Below are 12,315 nucleotides of genomic sequence, written 5' to 3' on the forward strand. Positions count from 1 at the left end.
TGATGCGCAGCAGATCCTATGCGGCGACCGCCTCAATCACGCGCTGCATCTGCAAGACCAACCCGTCCATCGCTTCGGCCGGCACATTGCCGTAGCCGAGCACCAGGCCGTTGTATTGCGGGGTCAGCGTGCCCGGCAGGCAGAAGCGCGACAGCGGCCGCAGCACCATGCCCTGTGCGCGGGCGGCAACGCTCACATCCAGGTCGCGCGCCGGCGCATCGAGCCGCGTCGACAGGTGCATGCCACCAGCGCCGCCCGAGACGGTCACCACACCGTGCAGGTGCCGCTCAAGCGCGGCCTGCAACGCATCACGGCGCTCGCCGTATAGACGCCGCATGCGCCGCAGATGCCGTGTGAAATGTCCTGCTTCAATGAACTCTGCCAGCGCCAGCTGATCAGCCACGCGCCCGCGCAGCATGAGCGCACCTGCCGCCGGACGCAGCACGGTGGCCAGTGCCGGCGGCACGACCATGTAGCCGAGACGCAGCGCCGGAAACAGCATCTTGCTGAAGGTGCCGAGGTAGACCACCGGCGCATCGGCGGTGAGCCCCTGCACGGCAGACAGCGGTGCACCACTGTGGCGGAACTCGCTGTCGTAGTCGTCTTCGATAATCCACGCGCCCACGGCACGTGCCTGTTGGATCAGCGCAAGGCGGCGCTCCAGGCTCATCACCGAGCCCAGCGGGTACTGGTGCGACGGCGTGATGTAGATCAGCTTGGGTGGCGTATCGCGCCAGTCTTCCGGGCGCGGAGCAAGGCCATCGGCATCAATGCCGATCGGCACCAGCCGCAGGTCGGCCGCCTGCATGGAGGCGCGTGCACCGTAGTAGCCGGGGTTCTCGATCCAGGCGATGTCGCCGGCATCGGCCAGGGCGCGGGCGCACAGGTCCAGGCTGTTCTGCGTGCCATCGGTGATGAACACTTGCGCGGCTTCGCAGCGCACGCCGCGCGAGACGCGCAGATACTCCGCCACGGCCTGACGCAGCGCCACATTGCCTTCCACCTGCCCATAGCCCATCTGTGCCGGCCCAATGTGGCGCCACGCTCGCTCCATGCAGCGCCGCCATTGCGCGAGCGGAAACGCATCCAGCGCGGGTGTGCCCGGCAGGAAGGGCAGCAGATCGCTCATCTCGCCGCTCGGGCGTGCCAACCCAGCAACGCGGTGCGACAACGCGGGTGGCGCTTCCGGTGCTTGCGTCGGGGCCTGCTGCAAGCCAACGCGTGCGACCACCGTGCCTTGTCGGCGGCTGAGCACAAAGCCCTCTGCTGCCAGTTGTTCGTACGCATACAGCACCGAGTTGCGCGCCATGCCCAGCTCTTCCGCCAATGAGCGCGATGAAGCCAACCGCGTGCCTTCCTCAATCTGGCCACTCAGGATGGCGGTGCGCAGGCAGGCGTACAGCCGGTGCTGCTGCGATGGCCGTGCGCCGCCCTCCGCCTTGCCGCGTGGGGCGGTCCGTTCGTAGTTCGACAGCAAGACGCCGTAGTCCATCCTGGCTCCAAGGTTCTGTGTTTCTGTGGGTCTACGCATGGTGCCACGGTTTTTTTATCGTCGGCAGATCAAATTCCTGTTCAGGTCCTTGCCATGACGACAACCACAACGCCGGCCACCGCCACCCCACCGACCGATCGCACGCGCGTGAACCGTGTCGCCCGCCGCAGCCACTACGATGCCGCAACGCTGCACGCTATCTTGGACGCGGCCTACGTCTGTCACATGGCCTTTGCCGATGAGCATGGCGTGCACTGCATCCCCACCGCGTGCTGGCGCGAAGGCGATCATCTTTACGTGCATGGCTCCAACGGCAGCCGCATGCTCAAGCTGGCGGCCAGCGGCGCACAGGTGTGCGTGACGGTCACGCATATCGACGGGCTGGTGCTGGCGCGCTCGGCGTTCAACCACTCGATGAACTATCGGTCGGCCGTCATCTACGGCGCGTTCGAAGTCGTGCCCGACGAACAGAAGCCGGCCGTGCTCGACACCTTCATGGAGACGCTGGCCCCCGGGCGCTCGAAAGAGGCGCGCCCCGGCAATACCAAGGAACTGGCGGCCACCACCGTGCTGCGCATTCCGCTGGACGAAGCCGCGTGCAAGATCCGCACGGGCGGCCCGAAGGACGACGCAGAAGACCTTGCCTTGCCCGTATGGGCCGGCGTGTTGCCGATGGCATTGCTGCCGCTGCCGCCGGTGGTGGACGCCGCACCGGCCGGTACGCCGGACTATGTGCGCGAGTGGAAAGTTACCGCTCGTGTTCCCGCGGAAGCGGTGACGCCATGACCACCGCCGTCGGCACCGCCACAACCGGAAGCCCGGCGCGCACCGCCTGGTTGCTGCTCGGCGTGGTCGCGCTGGCCTGGGGGATCAACTGGCCGGTCGGCAAGGCCATGCTTGCGTATCTGCCGCCCATCTGGGTGGTGGCGTTGCGCTCTGCGGTCGGCACGCTTGCGCTGCTGGTGATCTGCCTGCTGCGCGGGCGCTTGGTGATACCGAAGCGCGGCGACATCCCGGTCATCCTGAGTGTTGGCGTGCTGCACATGACGGCGTTTTCGGCGCTGGTCAGCCTTGGGTTGCAGTTCGTGCCGGCGGGGCGCTCGGTGGTGCTGGCGTACACCACGCCACTGTGGGTGGTGCCGGGGGCGTGGCTGTTGCTCGGCGAGCCCTTGACCGGGCGACGGTTGCTTGGCGTCGGGCTTGGCTTGCTGGGGTTGCTGCTGATCTTCAACCCGCTGACGTTTGATTGGCATGCGGGGCGTGCCGTGTTCGGCAATGGGCTGGTGATGCTGGCGGCGTTGTGCTGGGCGGCGAGCATTCTGTACGTCCGGTCGCACAAGTGGGTGACGCCGCCGTTCGAGTTGGTGTTCTGGCAGGCGTTGCTGGCGACCGTGCTGTTGGTGCCGCTGGCGCTTGTGCACGATGGAGTGCCATCGATTGACTGGCAGCCTTCGCTGATCGGGTTACTGCTTTACGGTGGCGTGTTTGGGATTGCGCTGGCGTATTGGGCGGTCACCACGGTCAATCGGATGTTGCCGGCTGCGACGACGTCGCTGGGGCTGTTGGGGGTGCCAGTGTTTGGGATTGTCTGCTCTGCTGTGGCACTGGGGGAGGTGGTCAGTGCTGCGTTGCTGGGGGCGATGGGGTTGATTCTTGGGGGGATATTGGTGGGGGCTTTGGGGAGGCGTTCCTAGGTTTGTGTTCTGTATTGGCCCTGTTGGTGCATCCCTGTTTCGTACCCTGTCGGGCACGACTCACTTTTCTTTGTCTTGCCAAAGAAAAGTAAGCAAAAGAAAGGCGCGCCCGAGATGGCGACCCCCTCCTTGAATTTTCATAACCGGGCGGAGACGGGAAAAACTCGCTGCGCTCAAACAGTTTCCCGTCTTTTTTCCGCCCACTTACGAAAATTCTAGGCGCCATCAAGGGCAGGAAAGTCAAAGGCCAAACCGGCGGAATACAACGGCGAGCGCTAAAGCACGTCGATCGCGAGATGCGTGCAGCGGCACCCAAGATGAAGTTGTGCGCTGGCAAGAGATTGTTTGCTTTTCCCTTGCCCTATGTGGCGCCTTGAATTTCTGTTGCAAGGAGGAAAAAGGAAGGGAAACTGTTTGAGCGCAGCGAGTTTTTCCCTTCCCCTCCTTGCGACAGAAATTCAAGGAATCTTTCGCCGCATCGGGCGCGCTTTTCTTTGCTTACTTTCTTTGGCAAGACAAAGAAAGTGAGTCAGCCCCAGCAGGGGATGAAACAAGGGGCACACCACCAACAAAAAAGCCAGTCAGTGGACCAACTGGTTGATCTCAATAATCGGCATCAACACAGCCAAGACGATCAGCAGCACAACAACACCCATCGTCAAAATCAGCGCCGGTTCGAGCAAGCCCGTGAGGAACAGCGTACGACGCTCCAATTCCTGCGCTTCACCTTGAGCCGCCCGCTCCAACATCGCAGGCAAATTCCCCGTCGCCTCGCCAGAGCGAATCAAGTGCACCAGCACCGGCGGAAACTGATTCTGCGCCGCCAACGCCCGCGCCAGCGACGTCCCCTCCCGCACCCGCGTGGACGCATCCTCCACGTTGGTCTTGAGCGCGACGTTGTTCAGCGTCTCCCCCGCCGCCTGCAGCCCCCGCAAGATCGGTACGCCCGCACTGGTCAGAATCGCCAGCGTGCTGGCAAACCGCGCCGTGTTGTAACCCCGTACGAGCTTGCCGAACAGCGGCGCCGTCAGCAGCCACTTGTGCCACGACAACCGCAGCGCCGGCCGCTTGAGCAGATTGCGAATCAGCAGGCCGAGCACCACCAGCACGATCGCCGCCAGCCACCCCCAGTTCCGCACGAAGTCTGAGAGCCACAGCATCACGATGGTCAGCGTCGGCAGCTTTTGCTTCGTGTTGGCAAACACGCTTACCACCTGCGGCACCACGTACGACAGCAGGAAGATCACGATCGCAAACGCCACCACCGTGACGATGGCCGGGTAGGTAAACGCCAGCTTGATCTTCGAGGTGAGCGCGTTGCGGCTCTCGATGTAGTCGGCCAGGCGCGTGAGCACGAGGCCCAGGTTGCCCGAGTGCTCCCCCGCTGAGACGAGTGCGCGGTAGATGTCCGGAAAATCCTTCGGGTGCTGCGCCAGCGCCACCGACAGCGAGCTGCCGCCCACCACTTCTGCGCGGATGGCTGCGAGCAGTTCGCCCACGTAGGCGCGTTCAGCCTGATCGGCCAGCGCCGCCAGTGCTTCGTCCAGCGGCAGACCGGCAACCAGCAGACTGGCGAGCTGGCGCGTGACCAGCGCGTTTTCCTGCGCGGAGAGTCGCTTGCCGAAGCTGGATCCGCTGCGCCTAGTGGCTTGAGCGCCTAGCGCGTCAACCAGCAGCGGCGTCAGGCCGCGGGCGCGCAGCAGCGTACGCGCCTGACGTGCGCTGTCGGCTTCGATGACACCCTTGTCGGTTTTGCCGGCGGCGTCGGCGGCTTCGTAGCGGAAGGCTGGCATGGCAAATCGTGTTCGGTCAGGGCTTCTTGTTGGTGTCGCAATCGGCGGCGCGGTCGGGAATGACCATCCAGCGCTCTTGGCCGATGAGCAAGTCGTTCCAGAGCGGCTTGGCCGCCGTGGCGGTTGCGGCGTCCGCGTCGGTGGTGTCGTGGCAGCCGCGCAAGGAGATCTCCAGGTAGCCGATCGTCTGCCAGCCGGCAGCGGTGCGCGCGTAGATCTGCGGACGGTACTGCGGCACGGCGGGCAGGATCTCGGGCTGGCCGTCACCGTCAAGGTCGAGCACGATCAGGCCGCAGGTGGCGGCGTCGTTCGTCTTGCACGCAAGCGAGATGAAGTTGTCGCGGTGCGCTCGGGCGTAGTCGATGAAGTCTGCGGGCAGGGTGGCGCCTGTCGGATAGAGCTTGGTGCTGGCGAGCACGGTGTCGAAGTCGGCGCCCTTGGCGTTGTCGCCATAGCGTTGCGTCTTGGCCAGCGCCAGTGTGGCGCGCCGGTTGATCTCGGCGTGGTTGGCGAGCGTGGTATCAGCAGCGAGCTTGGCCAGTGCAGCGCGGCCCGGACGGCCCATGTCGAAGCGCAGGGCGTCGTAGTCGAACTTCTCGGCAGAGACTTTGCCGGCGGCCAGGCGCGCGAGTTGGCTGTTCAGCGCCAGGCGATGCTGCTCCAGCACCGGGCTGGCAAGCAGTGCAATGGCGACCAGCAGGCCAATCGCCACCGCCACGTTCACGCGGCCGATGCCGCCCAGCCATGCGCCACCGCGCAAGGCAGCCAGCGCATAGCCCAGCGCGTAGACGCAGCCGGTGAGCGCGACCAGCACGCCCCAGATGCGCTCGATGGTCAGGCCGTGCTGCTGGATGCGCAACCACATCGCGGTGAGCGCCAGCCCGGCAAGCACCGGCAGCGCCAGCGTGAACAAGCGCAGCAAGGCGGCCAGCCAGCGCGGGTAGCCTGGCGCTTCGCTGCCATCACCATATGCGGCGTTGATGAAGAGTACCGATACCGCCAGCAGCCACAGCAGCAGCGTGGCTGCATAGCGGGTTGCCCACAGCGCCTTCAGACCCGTGAACGGTAGCGCCAGCACGAAGCCTGCGCCAATCAGCAGTGTGAGCGGCAGCAACCACTTGCACGCCGACAGCGCATGCCGCTGGATTGATTCGACCATCACGGCATGGCGCCGGCAAAGTTGCACGGCATAGGCAAAGCACACCGTGGTGGCCGGCCAGGCAAAGGCGGACTTCCGGATCAGATCACGGAAGAAACTCAGCCCGATGACGCCGAACAACTGCGCCCCCAGGAATAGCACGGCCCAGAAGATGCCGGTGAAGACGGCGGCATCGATCACCAGGATGGCGTCGCGCCAGCTGGTGCGGAACAGGGCAGGGTAGTCGGTCAGCGCACGACGATCGGCGTGCAACTGGATCAGTGGCAGCGCCAATACCCATAGCGCGAGCGACACCAACTGCACGCGGCCGAGGCTGTTGAAGCGCTCGGATGTCGACCCCGCCTGCCCCATCCAGTGGCTGTAGCCGGCCAGGGCGGCAATCAATGCGGCAGCGAGAAGCAGCAGCGCAACCTGGCGGCGCGGCGCGGCAGAGTGTTCGCACAGGTAGTACGCGGTGGGGCCAAACGCGAAGAGGGTGAAAGTGCTGGCCAGCATGGCCTGCTGTGCGTCGGTCATGGGAGCGCTGGACAGCTGCCCGCACACATACAGAACCACGCCTTGCACCAAGGCAATCAGCATCAACCGCAACGACGGCATCTAAGAGGGCTCCAGGGGCCAACAGGCCCAAACAGCGCAGCCGGGCCGGACTATGAATGGCGCGCCGGGCCGTGACGCGCCAGCCGCGCGCGTCGCGCCCTAATTGCGCATTAATCGCGTGTCACGCGCAGCACTTCTTCCAGCGAGGTCGCGCCCGTGTCGATCCAGCGTTGTGCATCCATGCGCATGGTCTGCATGCCCTGGCCGATGGCGAGGGCCTTGATCTCGGATTCGGCTGCCTGGCGGTGGATCATGGTCTGGATTTCGGGCGTGACGGTCAGCAGTTCGTACACACCGGTCCGGCCCTGGTAACCCGAGTTGCTGCAGCGCTCGCAGCCCACGTGGTGCCACACCGATTTGTGCGCCGGTGTGGCCGGCACCACGCCATCCGCAACCGGTGTGCCAGCCACGGCTTCCAATTCAGCGGGCGTGAGTTCGAGCACTTCTTCGCGGCGGCACTGTACACACAGGCGGCGCACCAGCCGCTGCGCCAGCACCCCGAGCAGCGACGACGACAGCAGGAACGGCTCGATCCCCATGTCGATCAGGCGTGTGACCGCCGACGCCGAATCGTTGGTGTGCAACGTCGCCAGCACCAAGTGGCCGGTCAGCGAGGCCTGCACGGCAATCTGGGCGGTTTCCAGGTCGCGGATTTCCCCGATCATGACCACGTCCGGATCCTGGCGCAGGATGGCGCGCAGGGCCTTGGCAAAGGTCATGTCGATCTTCGGGTTGACCTGCGTCTGGCCGATGCCGTCCAGGTCATACTCGATCGGGTCTTCCACCGTCATGATGTTGGTGGACGCCGCATCGAGCCGCGACAACGCCGCGTACAGCGTGGTTGTCTTACCCGAACCCGTCGGGCCGGTGACAAGCACGATGCCGTGCGGCTGGTTGATCAGGTGGTCAAAGCGTGCCAGCGTGCCGGCGCCCATGCCGAGCTTGCTGAGGTCCAGCCGGCCGGCTTCCTTGTCGAGCAGACGCAGCACCGCGCGCTCGCCGTGGCCGGTGGGCAGGGTGCTCACACGCACGTCCACCGGGCGGCCACCCACGCGCAGCGTGATGCGGCCGTCCTGCGGCAGGCGTTTTTCGGCAATGTCGAGCTGCGCCATGATCTTGATGCGCGAGATCAGTGCGCCGTGTAGCGCCTTCTTCGGACGCACCACGTCGCGCAGCGTGCCGTCCACACGGAAGCGCACCACCGACGAATTCTCGAACGGCTCGATGTGTATATCCGATGCGCCTTCGCGCGCGGCCTGCGTGAGCAGCGCGTTGATCATGCGGATGATTGGGGCGTCGTCTTCGGATTCGAGCAGGTCTTCCACGGCGGGAATGTCCTGCATCAGGCGCGAGAGATCGACCTCGCCTTCCACCTCGCCGACCACCTGGGCGGCACTGCCGTCCTGGGCGTTGTAGGCCGTCTGTGTGGCAGTGGAGAGTGCAGCAGTGTCGAGCGTCACCAGGTGCAGTGCGCCGAACACGCGGGCCAGTTCGGCCAGCGCGGTGCGCGAGGTTTCCGGGCAGACCCAGACTTCCAGCGTGTCGACGTCCTGCCGGGCGACAAGCAGGCGGGCGTCGCGCGCGAACGCGTACGGCACCAGTCGCACCGCCGATTGCGAGGGCGGCTCCAGCGTCTGGACGTCGGTGGTCAGGGCTTGCGTCGTTGCCATGGTGTGTTGTCCTCGGCGCCTTTAGCCGCCGTTCCTCGGCGCGTTGCCGTCATAGCCGCCCGAGGTGGGTGCCGCGAAGTTCTGCAGGCGCGGCTCACTGCGCGTGGTGCCTTGCGGCATCGGCAGCGGTGCGCCCGGCGGCACCTGCGTGCCGGTGGGGCCCTTCGGCACGATCGATACATCACCGTAGTTGGGTGCGGGGCGCATGGTGTCGGGCGTGGGCAGCACCGGCGTGTCCTTGTCGGACGTGGTCGGCAGCATGTTGGGCGAGACAAAGAGCTGCTGCTGGGTGCGCATGTAGTCGTAGCGGTTGTCCGACAGCGCGCCGGTGGCTTCAGCCGTGCGCAGGATGATCGGGCGCAGGAACACCAGCAGGTTGGTCTTCACGCGCTGTTTGCTCTCAGAGCGGAACAGTGCACCCAGGATGGGGATGTCGCCCAGGCCCGGCACCTTTTGCTCGCCGTCTTGATAGTTGTCTTCCAGCAGGCCGCCGAGCACGACCACTTGGCCGTCGTTGGCCAGCACGTTGGTTTCGATGGAGCGCACGTTGGTGGTCGGGCCCTGCTGCGCGTTTTGCGTGCCGTTCACCACCGACGACGACTCCTGGAAGATCTGCATCTTCACCAGCCCACCGTCGGTGATCTGCGGCTTGACGCGCAGCGTGATACCCACGTCCTTGCGGTCGTAGGTCTGGAACGGCTGCGATGCCGTGCCCGATTGCTGCGTGTACGAACCGGTCGTGATCGGCACGTTCTGGCCGATCAGGATCTTGGCTTCTTCGTTGTCCAGCGTGATCAGGTTTGGCGTGGACAGCACGTTGACCGAGCCGTCCGAACCCAATGCGCTGAGCAGCGCGCCCAGCCCGCTGCCGCGGTTGAACACCCCGACGTTGCCGCCGTTGAGTTGACCGACGTTCAGGCTACTCAGCGCGGCTTGCGCGGCGGTGCCGCCAATGCCACCCGAGCTGATGGCGGCAATCGTGCCGGCCAGATTGAGCACGTTATTCGAGCCGGTGCCGAAGTTGGTGCCGCCCCCGATAAACGTGCCGGGCCCACCCCCGCCGGCCAGCCACTGGATACCGAGCTGCGATGCCTTGGTCGCCGTCACTTCCACGATCATCGATTCGATGTAGACCTGAGCGCGGCGCGCATCCAGATCGTCGATCACAGCGCGCAAGTTGCGGTAGACCGGTTCGCTGGCGGTGATGATGAGCGCGTTGGTGGCCGCATCTGCCTGGATGATGCCGCCGGTGGTCGGGGTGTTGTTCTGCCCGAACGAGGCACGGAACGACGAATTGCCGCTGCCACCGCTGCCGGAGCCGGAACCGCTGCCGTAGTTGGTGTTCTGCGTGTTCTGGTTGAACTGCGAACCCGCGGCGCCGCCGGTCGGTTGCGAGGTCGCGCCCTGCGCCGCGCTCTGCCCACCCGGGCCCGTGGATGCGGAGGCTGACAGCGTGGCGTCGGCCGCCACGATGGCACGCAGCGTGGTGGCCAGTTGCACCGCGTTGGCGTTCTTGAGCGGTACTACCCAGATGTTGCCTGGGCGTGCATTCGGCACGTCCAGCTTGGCGATCAGCTGTTTGGCCTGCGCCAGGCGCGCGGCGCTGGAGGCACGCACCATCACGCTGTTCGAGCGCGGCTCGGCCACCACCGAGGTGCGCAGGCTCGGGTCCGACAGCGCCGCGCCAGCACCGGCCGCGGCACCGCCACCACCTGATGGGTCGAGCAGCTTCTGCAGCGTGGCGGCCACGTCGATGGCCACGGCGTTCTTCAGTTGGATCAGTTCGGTCTCGCCAGCCGCCGGGGTGTCGATCGACGCGATGATGCGGCCGATGCGGCGCAGGTTGTCGGCGTAGTCGGTAATGACCAGCGTGTTGTTGGCCGGGTACGCGGTGATGGTGTTGTTGGGCGCGATCATCGGCCGCAACACCGGCACCAGGTTGTTGGCCGATTCATGCTGCAGGCGGAACACCTGCGTGACGACCTGCTCGCCACCGCGCGCACCCGCGGCACCCACCGAGGTGGGCGAGCCCTGCAGCTTGGCATCGGCTTCCGGCACGACCTTGGTAAAGCCGTTCCCCTCGACGATCGCGTAGCCCTGCATGCGCAGGATCGAGCCCAGCGATTCCAGCGCCTGCGAGCGCGTCACCGGTTTCTCGGTGACGAGGTTGACCGTGCCTTTCACGCGGGGGTCGACGATGAAGTTCTTGCCGGTGGCCTGGCCCACGGCTTTCACCACCGATTCGAGATCGGCATTGACGAAATTGAGCGAGACCTCATCGCCCGTGCTACCGGGGTTACCGTTTTGGGAAGCCGGCGCACTGGCGGGCGGTGCAGCAAAGACGGGCATCGAGCCGGCCACCATCGTTGCGCAGCACGCCAGGACGATAGCGCGGACGGTGAGTCGGGAAGAGGCGTTGTGCATGGTCTCGTTCATGGTTGTCGGCACACTGGCTCGCGCGCCGGCTTAAGAATCAAAAGCGTAGTCGATAGTGCGACCCGTCGCGCGGGCCCAGCAGGCTCAACAAGCCAATCAATTGCGGTTCCGACTCCGGCGTGGCACTGGCCACACCGTCAAAATGCGCGCCCTGTCCGAGCGTTCCCTGGCCCTGCAGCGACAGCGGTCCGGCCAGCGTCGACAGGGCCAGTTGCATGGGCCCGCCAGCGGCACCGCCGAACGACAGCACGGCCTGGTAACTGCCCAGCGGCCGTACCCGGCTGAGGCTGGATGATACCTGCTCAACCGTGACAGTCAGCGCGCCCTGGACCGTGTCCGGCTGGCCCCTATCTCGTCCCGACGCACGGCCGAATTGACCCGACAGCGGCGTCCATTTCGCGCGCAGCCGGCCGTCCAGCTTGAGCGTGTTGAACGGTGCGCCGATGCCCTCCAGCAGCGACGCCGGCAGCGTCATCGCACCGGCTTCGGCTTGCCAGGCACCCGGCGAGACCGTCAGCACCACCGGCTGCTCCAGCGCGCGGTCGTGCGCGACGTGTGCCCGCAGGGTGCCGGTCAGCAGCGGCAGCATGTCGACCGACCACGACAGCCGCCCCGGCAGCACGGTCGCATCGGCGCCACCGTTGCCGGCTGTGAGCGCAAGCGTGGCGCTGCCATGCCAGATACTGCCTTGCGGATCGGCCAGCAGCACACGCTGCCCGGTCGCCGACGCCACCCGTTCAGCGGCCCACGCCGCTGGATACTGCGATACGACAGTCGCCCCCACAGCCAGCAGTGCAACACCGCACCACAGCAGGCGCCAGCCCAGGCTGGTGTGTTCAGACGCGTCGCGGCGGCGCAGGCGCAGCGGCGGTAGTGATTCGATCGCCATTGGTGCTGCGTCAGCGGCTCGCGGCGGCGGGGCTTTGCAGCGTTGCCGTCACGTTGACCAGGGCGGTGGCGCCCACGTACTTGATGTTCGCGTCGATCACCTTCATGCGCTGCGCCTGCCGCACTTCCTGCAGCCACTCAGCAACAGCGCCGAAGGGCACCTTGTCCAGTTGCACCTGCACGCTCTCGCCCGACAGCGCCATCCGCGTGGCCTTCAGGCCGTGGTTGGTGAGGCTCGTGTTGAGCGCCTGCTGCAGCTCTGCGCCATGTGGCACCGGCGCGGCGGCAATGGCCGACAGCCCGCGTGCTTCCTGGCCGAGCGTTTCCATCTCGGCCAGTTGGCTGCGCATCTGCGGCAGGGCTTTCTCGATGCGGCGCTGGCCTTCGAAGGCCGGGTCCCACAGCGCCAGATAGATGATGACCAGCACGAGGACTGCGCCGCCGCCGGCAAGAATGCGGCGTTCGCGTGGCTCGCGCTGCATCCAGAAGGTCGTGGCCGCGTCGCGCACCGAATCCGGCACACCGATGCGCGGCAGGCGGCGGGCGCCAGAAGCGGAGGAGGGGGAGGAAGTCGCCATGGAGGAGT

At 66.0% G+C, this 12,315-nt stretch carries 9 protein-coding genes; 2 read left to right on the forward strand and 7 right to left on the reverse strand.

The annotated features are described in order from the left end of the window. Positions 1-16: 16 nt before the first annotated feature. The gene (pdxR, locus tag R2N11_RS10150) at positions 17-1,492 is read right to left on the reverse strand and encodes a MocR-like pyridoxine biosynthesis transcription factor PdxR (RefSeq protein ID WP_316681003.1); all 1,476 of its coding nucleotides are present in this window, start codon (positions 1,490-1,492) and stop codon (positions 17-19) included. A 93-nt stretch (positions 1,493-1,585) separates the two neighbouring features. Here pdxR and R2N11_RS10155 point away from each other — a divergent pair, with 93 nt between their 5' ends. Together R2N11_RS10155 and R2N11_RS10160 are read left to right on the forward strand one after the other, a co-directional pair. Next, a complete protein-coding gene (locus tag R2N11_RS10155) occupies positions 1,586-2,278 on the forward strand; it encodes a pyridoxamine 5'-phosphate oxidase family protein (RefSeq protein WP_316681004.1) in 693 nt (230 codons plus the stop codon). Next, positions 2,275-3,186 carry a DMT family transporter gene (locus R2N11_RS10160; protein WP_316681005.1) on the forward strand — a complete coding sequence of 304 codons (912 nt, stop codon included), beginning with the start codon at positions 2,275-2,277 and terminating at the stop codon, positions 3,184-3,186. The genes R2N11_RS10155 and R2N11_RS10160 overlap by 4 nt, the downstream gene beginning before the upstream one ends. Before the next feature lie 581 nt (positions 3,187-3,767). Here the strand turns inward: R2N11_RS10160 and gspF are convergent. From gspF to R2N11_RS10190, 6 genes are all read right to left on the reverse strand, one after another. Further along, positions 3,768-4,979: a type II secretion system inner membrane protein GspF gene (gene gspF, locus R2N11_RS10165; RefSeq protein ID WP_316681007.1), complete on the reverse strand. Its 1,212-nt coding sequence runs from the start codon at positions 4,977-4,979 to the stop codon at positions 3,768-3,770. Positions 4,980-4,995: 16 nt separating this feature from the next. Continuing rightward, positions 4,996-6,654, reverse strand: coding sequence for a DUF4153 domain-containing protein (locus tag R2N11_RS10170; RefSeq protein WP_316681008.1), 1,659 nt, complete (start codon positions 6,652-6,654; stop codon positions 4,996-4,998). Positions 6,655-6,845: 191 nt separating this feature from the next. Further along, a complete protein-coding gene (gspE, locus tag R2N11_RS10175) occupies positions 6,846-8,405 on the reverse strand; it encodes a type II secretion system ATPase GspE (protein ID WP_199033075.1) in 1,560 nt (519 codons plus the stop codon). A gap of 21 nt (positions 8,406-8,426) precedes the next feature. After that, on the reverse strand, positions 8,427-10,841 hold the full coding sequence (gspD, locus tag R2N11_RS10180) for a type II secretion system secretin GspD (RefSeq protein ID WP_316681010.1): 2,415 nt from the start codon (positions 10,839-10,841) through the stop codon (positions 8,427-8,429). A 37-nt stretch (positions 10,842-10,878) separates the two neighbouring features. After that, positions 10,879-11,730 (reverse strand): type II secretion system protein N, encoded by an 852-nt coding sequence (locus R2N11_RS10185; protein ID WP_316681011.1) that lies wholly within the window; start codon positions 11,728-11,730, stop codon positions 10,879-10,881. Between the two features lie 10 nt (positions 11,731-11,740). After that, on the reverse strand, positions 11,741-12,307 hold the full coding sequence (locus R2N11_RS10190; RefSeq protein WP_316681012.1) for a type II secretion system protein M: 567 nt from the start codon (positions 12,305-12,307) through the stop codon (positions 11,741-11,743). Between the last annotated feature and the right edge of the window lie 8 nt (positions 12,308-12,315).

Origin of the sequence: Ralstonia flaminis (assembly GCF_958415495.1) — a bacterium.
Classification (GTDB): Bacteria; Pseudomonadota; Gammaproteobacteria; order Burkholderiales; family Burkholderiaceae; genus Ralstonia; species Ralstonia flaminis.